This is a genomic window from Ruegeria sp. P8 (assembly GCF_056534665.1).
The window spans coordinates 1-15,869 of record NZ_JBQERC010000031.1 but is presented as its reverse complement, the minus strand read 5'-3'; the positions used below and the strand labels follow the sequence as shown (position 1 = coordinate 15,869).

Here is a 15,869-nt window from a genome sequence, read left to right as displayed (position 1 = left end):
AAACAAAAAACACCCCCTGATAATTGGGGCCGCCCTTTTTTTTGCGAGCTCGGTATGGCTTACGCCAGCATGACCATCGGGTTTTCCAGATTGTCGACAATGGCCTTGAGCAGCTCGGCCCCCAGCGCGCCGTCGATGACCCGGTGGTCAACCGACATGGTGACAGACATCACCGTTGCCACGGTCAGCTCGCCATCATCCCCGACAACCGGTTTCTTGACGCCGGTGCCGACGGCCAGAATTCCGGCATGGGGCGGGTTCACGATGGCATCGAAATTGTCGATGCCGAACATACCCAGGTTCGAGATGGCAAAAGTGCCGCCCTGATATTCATGCGGAGCCAGCTTGCGCTCGCGGGCGCGGGCTGCAAGGTCTTTCATCTCGGTCGAAAGGGCTGACAGGGATTTCATGTCAGCGTCTTGCAGGACCGGCGTGAACAACCCGCCTTCGATTGCGACCGCAACAGCCACATCTGACGGTTTCAGTTGCAGCACCCGGTCACCTGCCCAGACGGCATTACAGGCCGGAACCTGTTGCAGCGCATTGGCGACGGCTTTGATGATGAAGTCATTGACGCTGAGCTTGACGCCACGGCCTTCGAGTTGCTTGTTCAGCTGACCACGGAATTTCAACAGCGCATCCAGCTTGATATCGCGGCGCAGGTAGAAATGCGGAATGGTCTGTTTGGCCTCGCCCAGGCGTGCAGCAATGGTTTTGCGCATACCGTCGAGCTTGATTTCCTCGTACGGGCGGCCTTCGTACATCCGCGCGACCATATCCGCCGATGGACCAGACGGAGCTGCAGGGGCAGCTGCGGGCGCGGCGGCGGCCGGAGCAGTGGCAGGAGCTGCTGCCGGAGCGGTGGCAGTTGCGCCTTCGACATCAACCTTGACGATGCGACCATGCGGGCCGGAACCGGCAATCTGCGTCAGGTCGAGACCTTTTTGCGCAGCAATCCGGCGGGCCAGAGGCGAGGCAAAAATCCGACCACCATCAGCCTTGGCCGGAGCGGCCGGGGCAGGGGCGGGCGCCTCGGGTGCCGCTGGCGCGGCAGCCTCGTTGCCCGCGACGGCTGCGGGGGCAGCCGCCGGCGCAGCAGCCGGAGCCGTGCCAATGTCATCAGCGCTTTCGCCGTCTTCCAGCAGAACCGCGATGGCGGTGTTGACCTTGACCCCTTCGGTGCCCTCGGGGATCAGGATCTTGCCGATGGTGCCGTCGTCAACGGCCTCGAACTCCATCGTGGCCTTGTCGGTTTCGATCTCGGCCAGCAGGTCACCGGAGGAGACGGTATCGCCTTCCTTGACCAGCCATTTGGCGAGCGTGCCTTCCTCCATCGTCGGGGACAGGGCGGGCATCAGAATTTCTGTAGGCATCTGTCTGTCGCTCCTTACCGGTAGGTCACTTGTTTGACAGCGGTGATCACCTCATCGGTGGTGATCAGGGCCAGCTTTTCGAGGTTCGCGGCATAGGGCATCGGAACGTCCTTGCCGGTGCAGTTGATGACCGGTGCGTCGAGGTAATCAAACGCCTCCTGCATCACGACCGAACTGATATAGCTGCCGACGGACCCCTGCGGCCAGCCTTCTTCCACTGTCACCAGCCGGTTGGTCTTCATCACCGAATTGATGATGGCGCCAGTGTCCATCGGGCGGATGGTGCGCAGGTCGATCACTTCGGCGCTGATGCCGTCTTCGGCCAGCTTGTCAGCAGCTTCCAGCGCGTATTGCATGCCGATGCCAAAGCTGACGATGGTCACGTCCGAGCCTTCGCGCCAGATGCGGGCCTTGCCCAGCGGAATGGTGAGGTTATCCACCTGCGGCACTTCGAAAGAGCGGCCGTAGAGGATTTCGTTTTCCAGGAACACAACCGGGTTGGGGTCGCGGATGGCCGATTTCAGCAGACCTTTGGCATCAGCAGCCGAATAAGGCATGACGACCTTCAGACCGGGGATCTGCATGTACCACGCGGCATAGTCCTGGCTGTGCTGTGCGGCCACGCGGGCCGCGGCCCCGTTGGGCCCCCGGAACACGATGGGGCACCCCATCTGACCACCGGACATATAAAGCGTTTTGGCCGCAGAGTTGATGATCTGGTCGATCGCCTGCATGGCGAAGTTGAAGGTCATGAATTCGACAATCGGTTTCAGACCGCCAAAGGCCGAACCCACCGCGATACCGGCAAACCCGTGTTCGGTGATCGGGGTGTCGATCACGCGCTTGGAGCCAAATTCATCCAGCAGACCCTGCGATATCTTATAGGCCCCCTGATATTCAGCGACTTCCTCTCCCATCAGATAGACGTTTTCATCACTGCGCATTTCCTCGGCCATTGCATCGCGCAAGGCTTCGCGCACGGTTTCGGACTTCATCTCGGCATCCGCGGGCCAGTCGGGTGACAGGTCCACCGCTGGAGCAGCGGGGGCCGCTGCGGCAGGAGCCGGGGCCGGGGCTGCTGTGGGGGCGGCCTCGGGCGCCGCTGCGGCTGCGGGGGCTGCTGCGGGCAGGGCCGAGGCGTCTTCGCCTTCTTCGACCAGCACTGCGATAGGGGTGTTCACCTTGACCCCTTCGGTGCCCTCGGCGATCAGGATCTTGCCGACGATGCCTTCATCGACGGCCTCGAACTCCATCGTTGCCTTGTCGGTCTCGATCTCGGCCATGATGTCGCCCGAGGATACGGTGTCGCCTTCCTTGACCAGCCATTTGGCCAGCGTACCCTCTTCCATCGTGGGGGAAAGGGCGGGCATGAGAATTTCGGTTGCCATGTCTTATTCGTCCTCTCAGGCGTAAATGTCAGTCCAGAGCTCTTCGACCGAAGGCTCGGGGCTTTCTTTCGAGAATTCGGCGGCCTGATTGACGATCTCCTTGATTTCCTTGTCGATCGCTTTCAGGTCATCCTCGGTCGCGTGCTTGCCGGTCAGCAGCAGCTCACGCACATGTTCGATCGGGTCGCTTTGTTCGCGGACCTTCTGAACCTCTTCGCGGGTACGGTACTTGGCCGGGTCAGACATCGAGTGGCCGCGATAGCGGTAGGTCTTGATTTCCAGGATATAGGGGCCTTTGCCTGCGCGACAGTGCGCGACAGCTTTTTCACCCGCTTCCTTGACCGCCAGCACATCCATGCCGTTGACGATCTCGCCCGGAATGCCGAACGCCTCGCCGCGATGGAAGATGTCCTTGGTCGAGGTCGAGCGGGACTGTGCGGTGCCCATGGCGTATTGGTTGTTCTCGATCACGAAAATCACCGGCAAGCCCCAGATGGCCGCCATGTTGAAGGTCTCATACACCTGACCCTGGTTCGCGGCACCGTCCCCGAAATAGGTGAAGGTCACGCGGCCGTTTTCCTTGTACTTGTCGGCAAAAGCCAGCCCCGCGCCCAGCGGAACCTGCGCGCCGACGATACCGTGCCCGCCGTAGAAGTGTTTTTCTTTCGAGAACATGTGCATCGAGCCGCCCTTGCCTTTGGACAGGCCACCGATGCGCCCGGTCAGTTCGGCCATCACGCCGCCCGGATCCATGCCGCAGGCCAGCATGTGACCGTGGTCGCGATACGAGGTGATGCGCTTGTCGCCTTCCTCTGCAGCGGCCTCAAGCCCGACAACAACGGCCTCTTGTCCGATATAAAGGTGGCAGAACCCGCCGATCAGGCCCATGCCATAAAGCTGACCGGACTTTTCTTCGAATCGGCGGATCAGCAGCATCTCGCGGTAGTATGTCTGGAGTTCTTCCGCAGAAACATTTGGTTTCTTTGTGGTTTTTCGCGCAGCCATCGTGGCGATCTCCCCCTTTCGGACAGATAGTTTAGCGTTAAACTATCTCATAAAGCATTTGGAGCTTTCTGGCGAGGGGAAATGTGACGCAGCGTTCGGCGCGGCGCATCCTGGCCGAAACGCCGGGCCTGAGTTGCTTTTTCTGAAAAGGGTCCTTGATCAGCGGATCACAATTTCGTCCGACCGGATCATGCCCAGAACCGAGCGCGCCTGCTGGTCCAGCAGGTCCAGATCCAGATAGGTGTCGGACAGACGCCGTGTCAGGTTTTCCATCTCGGCGATTTCGACATTCAGTTTTTCCAGACTGCGTGACAGAGCGTCCCGTTCCGCCGCAATTTCGACCCGCCGAAACAGGCCGTAATCGCCCTGAACGGCGGCAAAGGTGAAATACACACCCAGCATGAAAGCCACCGAGAAGAAGAGAACTGCACCCAAACCGGGCCGATGGGAACGGGACACTCTGTTTACCGCCGTATGAAAACTTGCCTCAATAACGGGCTCTTTCCGAGCCTCTGGTCGCACTATGTCACAGGCGATTCGGGTTGTGAATCCCCTGATTCGGTTTTTTCATCAGTATTTCGTGTGCGACCCGGTCAAAGCTCAGCGCCAGGACTGAAGCTGCTGATTTCTTGCAAGCGTCTGCTCTTTCATACAGGTCCAGTAGAACATCGGCGCAGCGCTGCCGCCGCCGGACAGTTCCTTGTCGCAGGTGGCGTCCCGCGCCTTTAGCCACGCACGTTGTTCCGCCAGAAGGGCATTGCCGTTTCCACGTGCATCAGCGACCGGCTTGATCTGTTTCCATAACCGGTTGAGGTCGCGGTCAACGGCTTCCCATTGTTCCTTGGCACAGAAATTTGCGTCAAGCTGTGTCTGGCCACCGCAGCTGGATTGTGCTGTTGCAGGCCACGGCATCGCGAGAAGGACGAGCAGGTATAATGACCTCATGGTATAATCCCCCATTCAAATAGGGGATAATACCATGAACCCTGACAAGCGGCCAAATGCGGTCAGCGTCACTTATTGTTCCAGCGCAGCGACACCGGGCAGGGTTTTGCCTTCCATCCATTCAAGGAACGCACCGCCTGCGGTCGAGATATAGGTGAAATCCTTGGCCGCCCCCGACGCGTTCAGCGCCGCAACCGTGTCACCGCCACCTGCGACCGAAATCAGCTGACCCGACCGGCTGAGGGCCGCGGCTTTCAGGGCCGCGGCATTGGTGGCCGCGTCGAACGGCTCCAGCTCGAACGCGCCCAGCGGGCCGTTCCAGATCAGGGTCTGGCTTTTGTCGAAAATCGCGGTAATCGCGGCGACGCTTTCAGGGCCCGCGTCCAGGATCATGCCATCCTCGGGGCACTGGTCGGCTGGCAGAACCTTGTGGGGTGCGTTGGCTTCGAATTTCTCGGCCACCACAATGTCACGCGGCAGGACGATCTGGCAGCCCGAGCTTTCGGCTTTGGCCAGAATTTCGGCTGCGGTATACTTCATTGCGGTTTCAGCCAGTGATTTGCCAACGCTGATGCCTTGGGCGACAAGGAATGTGTTCGCCATGCCACCACCGATCACCAGATAATCGACCTTGTCGATCAGATTGCCCAGCAGTTCCAGCTTGGTCGAGACCTTGGCGCCGCCGACAACCGCCGTTACCGGGCGCTTGGGCGCACCCAGCGCGCTTTCCAGCGCCTGCAACTCGGCCTGCATCAGACGGCCCGCACAGGCGGGCAGCAGACGGGCAATGGCCTCGGTCGAGCTGTGGGCGCGGTGCGCGGCTGAAAACGCATCGTTGCAATAGACATCCCCCAGCTTGGCCATGCCAGCGGCCAGACCGGCGTCGTTCTTGGTTTCGGCCGCGTGAAAGCGCGTGTTTTCCAGCAGCAGGACCTGGCCGGGCTGCAAGGCACCAGCGGCCAGTTCCGCCTCGGCCCCGACGCAATCGGCAGCAAACAGAACCTTGGCGCCAAAAGCGCTTTCCAATGTCGGAACCAGTTGTTTCAGTGACAGGCTTTCACGCCGTTCGCCACCGGGACGGCCAAAATGAGCCAGAAGGATCGGTTTGCCGCCAGCGGCCAGAATATCGCGCACCGAGGGGACGATCCTTTGAATGCGGGTGGCGTCGGTCACAACACCGTCAACCACGGGCACGTTGATGTCCACACGCACCAGCACGCGTTTGCCGTTCAGGTCCATATCGTCCAGTGTTTTCCAGCCCATTGTGCGATCCTTGTCATTGGCAACCGATTTAGGCGGTTCTTTTCCTGCATTTTGCCCTCAGGTCAATGCGTCACTTGGCATTCGCACGCGTGCGTCATAGGTATTTGCGCAAGATAAACGACAGGAGGGCCTCATGGCCGAGATCAAAGACCCCGAAAACACAATCATCATCGAGCTGAAAGGCGGCAATGTCGTCATCGAGCTGCTGCCGGATGTAGCGCCTTTGCACAGTGCGCGGATGAAGGAACTGGCCCGTGGCGGTGAATATGACAACGTGGCGTTTCACCGTGTGATCGACGGTTTCATGGCGCAAACCGGCGACGTGCAGCATGGCGATATGGAAGACGGGTTCAACCTGCGCATGGCGGGCACCGGCGGTTCGTCGCTGCCGAATGTTCCGGCAGAATTTTCCAAGCTGCCCCATGATCGCGGCACGCTGGGCGCGGCGCGCTCTCAGAACCCGGATTCGGCCAATTCGCAGTTCTTCATCAACTTCAAGGACAATCACTTCCTGAACGGTCAGTACACGGTCTATGGCCGGGTTATCGACGGGATGGAGCATGTGGACGCCATCGTACGCGGTGAGCCGCCTGCAAGCCCGGACCGCATGATCAGCGTCAAGGTGGCCGCAGATGCATAAACTGGCTGCGGCTTTTGCCTTGCTGGCAAGCCCGGCGCTGGCCAGCGGTTTGCAGATCGAGGTCGAAGGGGAAGGGGCCAATGGCACAATCTCGATCGACCTGTTCGAAGATGTGGCACCCCAGCATGTGGAACAGATCACCGCGCTGGCTGCTGAAGGTCAGTACGATGGCGTCGTGTTTCACCGCGTGATCGATGGCTTCATGGCGCAAACCGGCGACGTGCAATACGGCAACTCGGGCGCGGACGGCTTCGACATGCGCTATGCCGGGCGCGGCGGGTCTGATCGCGCGGACCTGCCGGCCGAGTTCTCGGACGTGAGTTTTGACAGGGGCGTTGTCGGCATGGCCCGGTCCAGCGATCCGGATTCGGCCAATTCGCAGTTCTTCATCATGTTCGCCCCCGGCCCGTTTCTGGACGGCCAGTATACCGTGGTTGGTCAGGTGACAGACGGTATGGATGTGGTTGACGCGATCAAGCGGGGCGAAGGCCAGAACGGTGCGATCATCGGTGCACCGGATGTGATGAAAAAAGTCACCGTTACCGAATAAGATGATTTAGCCCGGCTCAAGCGCCGGGCTTTTTCTTTGGTCTATTGGTCTATTGGTCTATTGGTCGATGAAGTCGCGGATGGCACGGGTATAGGCACCGGGATCCTGAAAAGATGCGAAGTGGCTGACATCTTCCAGAACAAGCAACTTAGCGCCCGGAATCGCGTCAGCAATTGCTTGTGAATGCGCCATCAGAATGGCCTCGTCATGTACGCTTTGAACCACGAGTGTCGGGACGGTGATCGATGACAGCGCCCCGAGCCCACCGGGTTTTTCGGTGCCCCACATGGCGGCAACGCCGCCAAGAAATGCTTCGAACCCGTCAGGAGTCGGGGACATGGCCGCATAATCTTGGGCCATCATGCCTACATAAGTGCCGAACACCTCGTTGGTTTCCACCGAAGGATCGATCCCATCCAGTGTGACATTGCCTGCATGGGCAAAGTGACTGGCCAGCCGATCCGGGTTGGTGGTCGAGATTGAATACCCGATATTTGCCCCGTCGGACCAGCCGACCAGATGCACCTGATCGACACCCAGATGATCCAGCAGCGCCAGATAATCCTGCGACAACAACGCGTAGGAATAGGGGCTGCCATCGTTGGTGGATCGTCCGTGCCCGCGCGTATCCGCCACGATTACCCTGTGATCCTGCGACAGGTTGGCAACCTGCGCGGCCCAGACATCGCCATGGGCAAGCCCACCGTGGATCATCAGAACCGGGGTGCCGCCCGCCTCGCCATACGTGGCGTAATACATGTCTATGCCGTTGATCTCTACCGTGCCCGCTTCGGTGGCGGCGGGCATCTGGGGGGCTTGCGGGATGCTCAGCCATTTGTCTTCGGCCCAGCCTGCCGTCGCGGCGCAGCTTAGGAAAAGTGCTGTGGTAAATATCTTCATTGTATCCTCCCGTTGAACCAAAGGCCGTGACCTAGCCAGATTTGACGGAAGGATACCGTGTTTTTCAGAAAACGGGATAATTACCTTTCCCGCGCGGATCAGTCATCCGAGGACATTGCCTTCCAGATCAAAGCGCCGATTGCGCCGCCAATCAGGGGGGCCACCCAGAACAGCCAGAGCTGAGCCAAAGCAGGGCCGTCGGCAAACAGGGCAACGCCGGTCGAGCGCGCCGGGTTGACGGAGGTATTTGTCACCGGGATTGAGATCAGGTGGATCAGGGTCAGCGCCAGACCGATGGCAATCGGAGCGAACCCTGCAGGTGCCTTGTCCGACGTCGCGCCCAGAATGATCAGAATGAAGAAAGCCGTCATCACGATTTCGATGATCAAAGCCGACATCAACGAATATCCCTGTGGCGAGGCCTCACCATACCCGTTTGACGCGAACCCACCGACACCAGCGAAATCGGGTGCGCCACTGACGATCAGGTACAGAACCACTGCGGCGGCAATTGCGCCAATGACCTGTGCAACCCAATAGGGCAGAAGGTCTTTGGCCGGAAACCGCCCTCCAATCATCAGGCCCAAACTGACCGCCGGGTTGAAATGCCCGCCCGAGATTGGGCCGACCGTGTAAGCCATCGTCAAAACGGTAAGGCCAAAGGCAAAGGAAACACCAAGCCAGCCGATGCCGACATCTGCCACACCAGCCGCCAGAACGGCACTGCCGCAGCCCCCCAGAACCAACCAGAACGTGCCGAAGAACTCGGCAAGTAGTTTCGATGACATAGAAAATCCTCCGCCCAATAATGAGGTTAACCGTAATTCAAGAATTAGCTTATGTTAAATTGTTGCGAACGGGGAATTTTTTTCGACGCTTCCTCAATCGGGTCAGAACGGACCGCTGTGCCATTGAGCGGGATCAAGATGAAAAAGCTTTGACAGCTGTTCATAGATTGCCGGGTCAGAGGATTTCAGTGCATGTGGACGTTCAAAGAACACTTCGACCGAAACGGCAAAGAACTCTTCGTGACCTTCCGCGCCGTAGGGATCGATCACTGTAGGTTTTCCGTTTTCCACGGCAAGAACATGTGTCTTGTAACCGTTCAGAAAGGCGGTTTCCCATTCGCCAAAACTTTGTCCATTGCTGAGCACGGGAACACCATTGGTTGCGCCCGAGAGGTCATCAAGCTGGTGCGCGAACTCGTGAAAGACGACGTTCCGGCCATCGTGATCATTCAGGGCTCCGCGCTGGCTGTGGGCCCAGGACAGGATCACGGGGCCGCGGTTCCAGCTTTCCCCGCTGCGGATGATTTCCTGTTCGGTGACGACATAGCCACTGTGGCGACGCTGTTTTGACTTGAAGGCACCGGGGTAAACCAGAATGGTCGTCAGGTTGTCATACCACTGGTCCGTATTCACCACGAGCAGACAGGCTTGCGCGGCAATCGACACCTGCATGTCTTCGGTGACGTCCAGCCCGTCGCAGCCGACGAAATCGACCTGATCAAGAAACAGGTTGATCTTTCCTTCCAGCGCCCCGCGCAGGTCTTTGGGCAGTTTCCGGATAATTGGTACCTGAGCGTTCACAATATCGCGCTGGTGCCGGGACAGCGACGTGGCCAGCAAGGTCAGGCGGGATTGTCTTTTCGCCCAGAAGTGAAAGGCCGCAGCGCCAGCGATCAGCGCGACAACCGTCAGAAAAAGCAACATGGATCGACTGTAGCGTGATCAGATAGAGACGAAAACGGGAAACCCGGATCAACCGGGCACGCAAAAGAAAAGACGCCACGGGTTTCCCCACGGCGTCCTGACAAGAAATGCAGTCTGCTTACTGTTTGACTTCTGCCGCCGGGTTCGATCCGGCTTTGGCGCTGCGGCCGGGGTTCAGGGGGTCGTCCTGACGCTGAACCGAGCCTTCGAAATGCGCGCCGCTTTCAATGGCGATGGTCTTGTGGATGATGTCACCTTCTACGCGGGCGGTCGAGGTCAGGCGAACCTTGAGACCACGCACGCGGCCAACGATGCGACCGTTGATCACAACGTCATCTGCAGTGACTTCGCCCTTGATCGTTGCCGATTCACCAATGGTCAGCAGATGGGCGCGGATGTCGCCTTCGACAGTGCCTTCCACCTGAATGTCGCCGCTGGTCTTGATGTTGCCGGTGATGTGCAGATCCGAGGACAGAACCGAGGCCGGCGGCTTGGGTTTGGGTGCCATTGCAGGTTTCGCGTCAGCCGGAGCAGGAGCCGCTGGGGTCGCCGGAGCGGCAGGTTTGGCCGCCTCGGGTGCTTTGGGTGCGGGCTCGTTGATTTTGCTTTTAGAAAACATTTTTCGCAGCCTTGATGTAAGTCATTGGGTTTACGGGATTTCCGTTCACGCGCACCTCGTAGTGCAGATGCGTGCCGGTGGACCGTCCGGTGTTACCCATATCAGCAATATGATCCCCGCGCGAGACCCTTTGGCCGACCTTTACGTTGATCTTGGTGTTATGAGCATAAAGTGTCTCAATTCCGAACGCGTGCTTGATTTTCACAAGGCGTCCGAAGCCTGATTGCCAACCGGCATGCGTGACCACGCCATCAGCGGTCGCAAAGATATCGGTGCCAGTCGCTGCGGCAAAATCCGTGCCGTTGTGCATCCGGCTACCGCCGGTTTTTGGGTCGCGGCGGCGACCATATCCGCTGGTAAAGCGAAACGCGCTTTTGACCGGGCTGGCGAAGGGGGCCTTTTCCGCCGCAATCCGGTACAGGTTCAGCTGGTCCATCTGGCGCAGCAACGTGTTTGCGCGGACTTCTTCGGGCGAAAGCTCGTCTTCTTCGCCGCGTGTGCTAAGGGATAAAGGGGTCAGCGGACCGCCCATACCGCTATATCCGCGCCGGACCTCTTCGATGATGCGATCTGTCGGCATTCCGGCCTCTCGGAACATCTTGTCCAGAGGTTCGACCGAGATGACCATCGCCTCTTCCAACTGGCGGAAAATCTCGTCGCTGCGTTCCTGCATCAGACGGATTTCCAGTTCCAGGTCGTCCCGCTGTTCCAACGCGTCCTGCGCGTTGGTGGCGATCAGGTCGCGTTCTTTGGCGGTTCGCGCCAAGGCGTCCGTCATAAAGGCCATCTGCACCGGGGCGCTGGAAACCGCGGCATACATATCGGATCCGCTGGTGTCCTGTTTCAATTGGGCCAGCTCTGAGCGCGCCTCTTCGCGCTGTTTCATCGTGGTGCGCAATGTCGTCTGAATGACTTCGATACCTGTCTCAAGCTCGCGGCGACGGTTTTCCGAGGCCAGCAGTTCCGACTGCATCGCGGAAATCTGGTCCAGCGCGGCATTGAATCGGTCCTGAGCGGCCAGTGCCTCATGCGCACGGGAATCGCGTTCTGCCGACAGGGTGTTCAGGCGTTCCTGATAGATGGCCTGATCGCGCTTTGCCTGTTCCCGGAAATTCCCGGCCCCGATGCTGTCCATCAACAATATGGCTGTCGCAACCGCTGTCCATCCGACCATGACGGCAACGCCGGCCACTGCGACGACCTGAGTTTCCGAACTGAGCCGGATAAATTTTGTGTCTGTGTCGGATTTCAGAAAGACCCGGCGTTCCGGGAAATGCCTCTCAAGCAGTGAGTGCAGTTTTATTGCCAGACGTGTTCGCACGCGCCCTACCTTTCATCCCCAAGATCGGAACCGGTCGTGAGTGCCTGCCGTCCCTTGCGCCGATTGCATAAAGCGGCAGGGGCGTTCGGGCAAGTTTGTTGACCAATCAGGTGCAAATGGCGCTGAAATCCCGCAAAGATCGGCGAGATTTTGCCGAAAATAACGCAGAAGTGTCAGTTCGAGAGGTCTCCGGGCGCGGGCAGGTCTTCGGTCAGGGGCCAGTAGAAATCGGGGGGCAACCCGGCTTCGGCCCGTTTTTCTTCGTTGAAGGGGGGCTTGAGAACACCGTGGAAGTACCGCCGGACCAGCGCGTGAAACACGTCCTTGGGGTCGGCATTTTCGCGGCCGCACAGGGACTCGTTATACCAACTAAAATCGATTTATCGTTGTATTTATCAGTGCAATCCCCTTAAAAACAATCAATGCATCGAACCGAGATACTTCCACTTCAAAAAGTTCCACGCGCATTGTGGAACTTTTTCGCCGCAAAACCCGATCAAAAGTTCCATGTACTTGAGCTCCAATCTTGATCGAATCGAGGACAGAGACGGCGAACGGGAAGAGCATTAGGTTTGGCTTGGGTAATCCTTCTGCTTCACTAGGATAGTGATGAAACCCCTGAGAACTGAACCATGTCCGTTGAGATTTTTCAGTCGATAAGACGGCGCTCAAGAAGCTCATTCATCTCATTTGTGACGGTTCTGTTACCAGTGCATTGGAAGATCAGGATTTCAAACTCGGTGATTTTAGTTTCAAAAACTCTACTGTTGAAGAACTACTCAGATCAGAACGGCAGTCGTTGGACTGGACTGCAAATGTCGTCGTGAAGTTAACGGGCTGGAAGGCTCAGGCTGTGACACACTGGTGCAAGTTGGGACTGCTCGGTTCGCGCACAGTTCCACATGGCACAGGCGAGTCTTACTTAGTCAGACCGCAGCAGCTTGCGATTTTCCAAAGCGAGTACATGCCCCTTGCGACACTGGCGAGGTCAAGAGGTACAACGCCCCGAAAGCTTCTGTCCGATTTTGAGAACAAAGGGATTGAGACACGTAGCGCGCAAAGGGATGGTAAGACGACGCGAGGACACTTGGTAAAATTGAGTGATTTGGCTTCGCTGCTGTCTGAGGCCGCCTAGTGCTCGCCTGCACCATCCGAAAAGAACACCACTGAAATGCGCTGTCCAATTGCGGGTTCGTGGTCGCGTGAAACCTGTTCAGCTTCTTCGATGACCCGGACCATCTTTTCATGGATCTCTGCGGACGCCTGATGATCGCTTTCGAGCTTTTCCAGGATAACCTGAAGCGCGATGTACCCCTTGGGAAGACCCTCATAGGCGAAGCTGTCACGCACTTCGTGTTTCGCTTGTTCCCAGAAGGGATCAAGCTCACGGCTCCACGCCTCGCACACCATTTCCACGGCCGGTAGTGAAAGATGGCCAAACAGTTCTTGATCACTGAGTTCGACACCACCTTTGCGTCCCATGAACTCGGCGCAAGCTTTCATGAGGCTCTCAACGCGAGCGGGGCGTAAGTCCCACTCGGTCAGCTTGCCAATCTGCTCTGAAATCGTCTCTAGCGCTTCAGAGAGACCTTCCAGTGACATGTGGGCGTGTTCCATGCCAAGGCTTCTGGTCCGTTGGTATGCAGTCTCCAGAGTTTGGACGCAGGCCAGCTGGTCGCGTTCCAATATCAGGCCTGGCGCAGTATCCTTAAGAAGCAGCAGGCGAGGCGGAAAGAAGCTGTTGCTCTTGCTAAGTCCTTTGAGATGTAGCGCCGTGAATTTCTCACGGGCCGATAGGAGCGCCAACTCGGCGCCCCAGGTTCCCTGGATTTTGGCTTTGTCGAACAGTTTGTAGCGGTCTTCGGGGATTGTTTGCTTGGTGCGTTCCAGAACGTCGTGAAAGTTGTTGTCGCGAAGATGTCGCGGGGATCGCAAATATTCAACAACACTTTCGAGGATCAGTTCCGCGTCTTCAGTGCTTTCTTCTAAGACGGCGTCGATAAGCGCCTCCCCGGCCAAAGTTTTATAGTTCTCTATGCGCTGGGAGATTTTTTCGTCAGATGCAAACTGACCTACTGGCACATCAACAAGGTGGTAGTTGACGACCCCGAACTCACTATCGATCCTGTCGATCCTTCCCAGACCTTGGATGAGCTCTTTCAGGTTCGAGGTCAGGCCAAGCAACACCAGCGTGTCTGACGACTGAAGGTTGATACCTTCCGCCATTTTGTAAGTCATAAAAACCGATGCAGGGCCTTTAGGTTCGTTCTTACCTCCAGGCCGGAAAAAAGACTCAACGGACTTGCCCTGTTTGATCCGCTTGAAGCTGTCAGGGCCATCTCCAAAGATCGCCTTCACGGCGCGATCTTCACCTTTGGTTTGGTTTCCCACGACATAGTTGGTGTGGTGGCCTCTGCGCGAAAGCGCTTCTGCAAAAATCTCGAGTGTGTCCGTCCGTTCTGCGAGAAAGACGACCCTGTCTTTTTCATTTTGTATTCTAAGGCACGCCTCATACCGCTTCTCATCAAGCTCCTTGAGAACACTGAGACCCAGTTTTTGGTTTAAAGCGTCGCATTTCTTTGTGGGTTCAGGCGCTTCTATTCCCAGTGCTGCGAACATGTCGGACTGGTCGCGGTGGGATACCTTTTTCTTCGATTTTCCACCACGCTCGAAGTCGCGAAGCGATTTTCCAATAGCTCCATGAGACATCTCCCAATGGGCTTGGGCGGCACTCACGCGCAGAATGTTCAAAAGGTTTCGGATGTAGAGCTGATCCTGCGTGCTTTGTTGCGTGCTGACGTGTCCGAAGCGGCTTTTCTCGACTGCGGTCACCCTACCGCCAGGCGCAAGTTCTTTGCAGAGAGCAACAATCTCATCCAGGCGCGTTTGCTGAGGCTTTGTCACCTTAAGTTTTTTCGGGCGCCCGTGGTTTTCTAGTCTTGGGTAACTGTGCTTGGTCGGATCTTCGTCCTCGCCAATGCATTTCCGTTGTCTGCGTGTCAAAAACGGCGAAACCAACTGAGCGAGTGCGTTGCGAGCCTCTCGCGTGAGCGTCGTGTCAGGTTCTGATAGGACGGCCAGTTGCGCATCCTGGTTGAAGATATCCTTAGGAACTTGGGTTTCGCGCTCGAACAATTCACCCATGGCCTGAATGAAATGCGGAGTCATGAAAATGGACGCTCGCTTTTCCTGCATATGGGTCAACCAGTCGACATCGCGGTTCCCGAGCAGAGTCGCCGACAGGCAGACGTTCCAGCTTGGCGGGGCGAGCTCAATAGCTGAGGCCATTTGAGATGCTTGTTCAAAGCCCGGTGTCACAGTATGGCTCTCATCGATTATCAGAATGCCAAACTGATCGAGCCTGAGCCCAGATTTTTCTTCATCGCCAGCGCCGCGGAGGTGTTGTTTGGCAAGTTTGCTGTTTGCGACAGGTTGGAGCGAGTTTGTCGAGTACTTGCGCCAACTGGGAATGACTTTGGGTGGGGCAATTACGGCTGCATTTTTTCGCGCGACGCCATGGACCGGGGAGCGGGGCACGACTTCTGAGAACGTTTCTGACAACGCTTCGGCCAGGTGACAGCCGATCTCTGTCTTTCCTGAACCGGTTGGCGCTTCTACAAAGGCGATCCCATGGTCATAGACGATGGAACACGCCTCATAGGTCAGGTCCTGTTGATACCCAAACAGGGTATGGCCCGTGATCTCTTTTCGATCACCGGTGAGCCAGGGTTCAAACCCCTTTTGCTCCGAGATCGTACGCGCCATCGCGTCTTCGGCGGTCACCGGTTTGATAAGCTTTTCTAGTATCTCCAGCGCTTCGGTATTCCAATCGACAGACACATCCCAAGCCTGCTCAGCGGCTTCTGTGCGTTCGACCTGAAGTTCATGAGTGCCCGCATCCAGGTCATCGGCATACTCGATGTTTCTGTAGAGCCCTGAGTAGGAAAAGTTTGCGGATCCGGCGACGGCACCTTTTGGCGAGCTGACGATTTTTGAGTGTAGCCGTCGATCCCCGGTTATCCCTAACTTGCGTTTGGCAAGCTCCGGATCGAAGACACGCAAATTGGACCTGTCACGTATTCGTGCCGCTCCAAGTGCTCGTTTAAGCCACTTTCCTTTCGAAAGCGACGGGGCTTTTCCAGCCTAAGGCCGA

Annotated in this window: 14 protein-coding genes and 1 pseudogene; 2 read left to right on the top strand and 13 right to left on the bottom strand. The window is 57.6% G+C overall.

Annotation, left to right across the window (positions count from 1 at the left end):
- Window positions 1–59 precede the first annotated feature (59 nt).
- From ACR0BZ_RS19190 to ACR0BZ_RS19165, 6 genes are all read right to left on the bottom strand, one after another.
- Window positions 60–1,373: a pyruvate dehydrogenase complex dihydrolipoamide acetyltransferase gene (locus ACR0BZ_RS19190; RefSeq protein WP_480921022.1), complete on the bottom strand. Its 1,314-nt coding sequence runs from the start codon at window positions 1,371–1,373 to the stop codon at window positions 60–62.
- A 14-nt stretch (window positions 1,374–1,387) separates the two neighbouring features.
- Window positions 1,388–2,761, bottom strand: a complete 1,374-nt coding sequence (locus ACR0BZ_RS19185; protein ID WP_480921021.1) for a pyruvate dehydrogenase complex E1 component subunit beta — start codon at window positions 2,759–2,761, stop codon at window positions 1,388–1,390.
- 15 nt (window positions 2,762–2,776) lie between these two features.
- Entirely contained in the window at window positions 2,777–3,766 is a 990-nt protein-coding gene (pdhA, locus tag ACR0BZ_RS19180) for a pyruvate dehydrogenase (acetyl-transferring) E1 component subunit alpha (protein ID WP_480921020.1), read from the bottom strand.
- A gap of 159 nt (window positions 3,767–3,925) precedes the next feature.
- Window positions 3,926–4,225 carry an FtsB family cell division protein gene (locus tag ACR0BZ_RS19175; protein ID WP_209503595.1) on the bottom strand — a complete coding sequence of 100 codons (300 nt, stop codon included), beginning with the start codon at window positions 4,223–4,225 and terminating at the stop codon, window positions 3,926–3,928.
- A 141-nt stretch (window positions 4,226–4,366) separates the two neighbouring features.
- The gene (locus ACR0BZ_RS19170; RefSeq protein WP_480921019.1) at window positions 4,367–4,711 is read right to left on the bottom strand and encodes a lysozyme inhibitor LprI family protein; all 345 of its coding nucleotides are present in this window, start codon (window positions 4,709–4,711) and stop codon (window positions 4,367–4,369) included.
- Between the two features lie 72 nt (window positions 4,712–4,783).
- Window positions 4,784–5,974, bottom strand: a complete 1,191-nt coding sequence (locus tag ACR0BZ_RS19165) for a phosphoglycerate kinase (protein ID WP_480921018.1) — start codon at window positions 5,972–5,974, stop codon at window positions 4,784–4,786.
- A 133-nt stretch (window positions 5,975–6,107) separates the two neighbouring features.
- Here ACR0BZ_RS19165 and ACR0BZ_RS19160 point away from each other — a divergent pair, with 133 nt between their 5' ends.
- Both ACR0BZ_RS19160 and ACR0BZ_RS19155 read left to right on the top strand, forming a co-directional pair.
- On the top strand, window positions 6,108–6,614 hold the full coding sequence (locus ACR0BZ_RS19160; RefSeq protein WP_209503601.1) for a peptidylprolyl isomerase: 507 nt from the start codon (window positions 6,108–6,110) through the stop codon (window positions 6,612–6,614).
- The gene (locus ACR0BZ_RS19155; RefSeq protein ID WP_480830591.1) at window positions 6,607–7,164 is read left to right on the top strand and encodes a peptidylprolyl isomerase; all 558 of its coding nucleotides are present in this window, start codon (window positions 6,607–6,609) and stop codon (window positions 7,162–7,164) included. Before ACR0BZ_RS19160 ends, ACR0BZ_RS19155 begins: the two co-directional genes overlap by 8 nt.
- Before the next feature lie 57 nt (window positions 7,165–7,221).
- Here ACR0BZ_RS19155 and ACR0BZ_RS19150 read toward each other — a convergent pair whose 3' ends face one another.
- The 7 genes and pseudogenes from ACR0BZ_RS19150 to ACR0BZ_RS19120 all read right to left on the bottom strand — a co-directional run bounded on the left by ACR0BZ_RS19150 (window position 7,222) and on the right by ACR0BZ_RS19120 (window position 15,778).
- Window positions 7,222–8,064 carry an alpha/beta fold hydrolase gene (locus ACR0BZ_RS19150; RefSeq protein ID WP_480921017.1) on the bottom strand — a complete coding sequence of 281 codons (843 nt, stop codon included), beginning with the start codon at window positions 8,062–8,064 and terminating at the stop codon, window positions 7,222–7,224.
- 98 nt (window positions 8,065–8,162) lie between these two features.
- Entirely contained in the window at window positions 8,163–8,852 is a 690-nt protein-coding gene (aqpZ, locus tag ACR0BZ_RS19145; RefSeq protein ID WP_209503607.1) for an aquaporin Z, read from the bottom strand.
- 102 nt (window positions 8,853–8,954) lie between these two features.
- A complete protein-coding gene (locus tag ACR0BZ_RS19140; protein WP_480921016.1) occupies window positions 8,955–9,776 on the bottom strand; it encodes a M90 family metallopeptidase in 822 nt (273 codons plus the stop codon).
- Window positions 9,777–9,894: 118 nt separating this feature from the next.
- On the bottom strand, window positions 9,895–10,395 hold the full coding sequence (locus tag ACR0BZ_RS19135; protein WP_209596778.1) for a bactofilin family protein: 501 nt from the start codon (window positions 10,393–10,395) through the stop codon (window positions 9,895–9,897).
- Window positions 10,385–11,716 carry a DUF5930 domain-containing protein gene (locus ACR0BZ_RS19130; protein WP_480921015.1) on the bottom strand — a complete coding sequence of 444 codons (1,332 nt, stop codon included), beginning with the start codon at window positions 11,714–11,716 and terminating at the stop codon, window positions 10,385–10,387. The genes ACR0BZ_RS19135 and ACR0BZ_RS19130 overlap by 11 nt, the downstream gene beginning before the upstream one ends.
- 173 nt (window positions 11,717–11,889) lie before the next feature.
- Window positions 11,890–12,084 (bottom strand): annotated as a pseudogene (locus tag ACR0BZ_RS19125) (DUF455 family protein); the annotation flags it as partial.
- Window positions 12,085–12,847: 763 nt separating this feature from the next.
- Window positions 12,848–15,778, bottom strand: coding sequence for a DEAD/DEAH box helicase family protein (locus ACR0BZ_RS19120; protein ID WP_480921014.1), 2,931 nt, complete (start codon window positions 15,776–15,778; stop codon window positions 12,848–12,850).
- Window positions 15,779–15,869: the final 91 nt, after the last annotated feature.

What these genes read in the sequence shown, in the direction of transcription:
- ACR0BZ_RS19150 (WP_480921017.1), bottom strand. Translation starts at nt 8,064, where the DNA reads ATGAAGATATTTACCACAGCACTTTTCCTAAGCTGCGCCGCGACGGCA.
- ACR0BZ_RS19165 (WP_480921018.1), bottom strand. Translation starts at nt 5,974, where the DNA reads ATGGGCTGGAAAACACTGGACGATATGGACCTGAACGGCAAACGCGTG.
- aqpZ (WP_209503607.1), bottom strand. Translation starts at nt 8,852, where the DNA reads ATGTCATCGAAACTACTTGCCGAGTTCTTCGGCACGTTCTGGTTGGTT.
- pdhA (WP_480921020.1), bottom strand. Translation starts at nt 3,766, where the DNA reads ATGGCTGCGCGAAAAACCACAAAGAAACCAAATGTTTCTGCGGAAGAA.
- ACR0BZ_RS19140 (WP_480921016.1), bottom strand. Translation starts at nt 9,776, where the DNA reads ATGTTGCTTTTTCTGACGGTTGTCGCGCTGATCGCTGGCGCTGCGGCC.
- ACR0BZ_RS19160 (WP_209503601.1), top strand. Translation starts at nt 6,108, where the DNA reads ATGGCCGAGATCAAAGACCCCGAAAACACAATCATCATCGAGCTGAAA.
- ACR0BZ_RS19155 (WP_480830591.1), top strand. Translation starts at nt 6,607, where the DNA reads ATGCATAAACTGGCTGCGGCTTTTGCCTTGCTGGCAAGCCCGGCGCTG.
- ACR0BZ_RS19185 (WP_480921021.1), bottom strand. Translation starts at nt 2,761, where the DNA reads ATGGCAACCGAAATTCTCATGCCCGCCCTTTCCCCCACGATGGAAGAG.
- ACR0BZ_RS19190 (WP_480921022.1), bottom strand. Translation starts at nt 1,373, where the DNA reads ATGCCTACAGAAATTCTGATGCCCGCCCTGTCCCCGACGATGGAGGAA.
- ACR0BZ_RS19170 (WP_480921019.1), bottom strand. Translation starts at nt 4,711, where the DNA reads ATGAGGTCATTATACCTGCTCGTCCTTCTCGCGATGCCGTGGCCTGCA.
- ACR0BZ_RS19135 (WP_209596778.1), bottom strand. Translation starts at nt 10,395, where the DNA reads ATGTTTTCTAAAAGCAAAATCAACGAGCCCGCACCCAAAGCACCCGAG.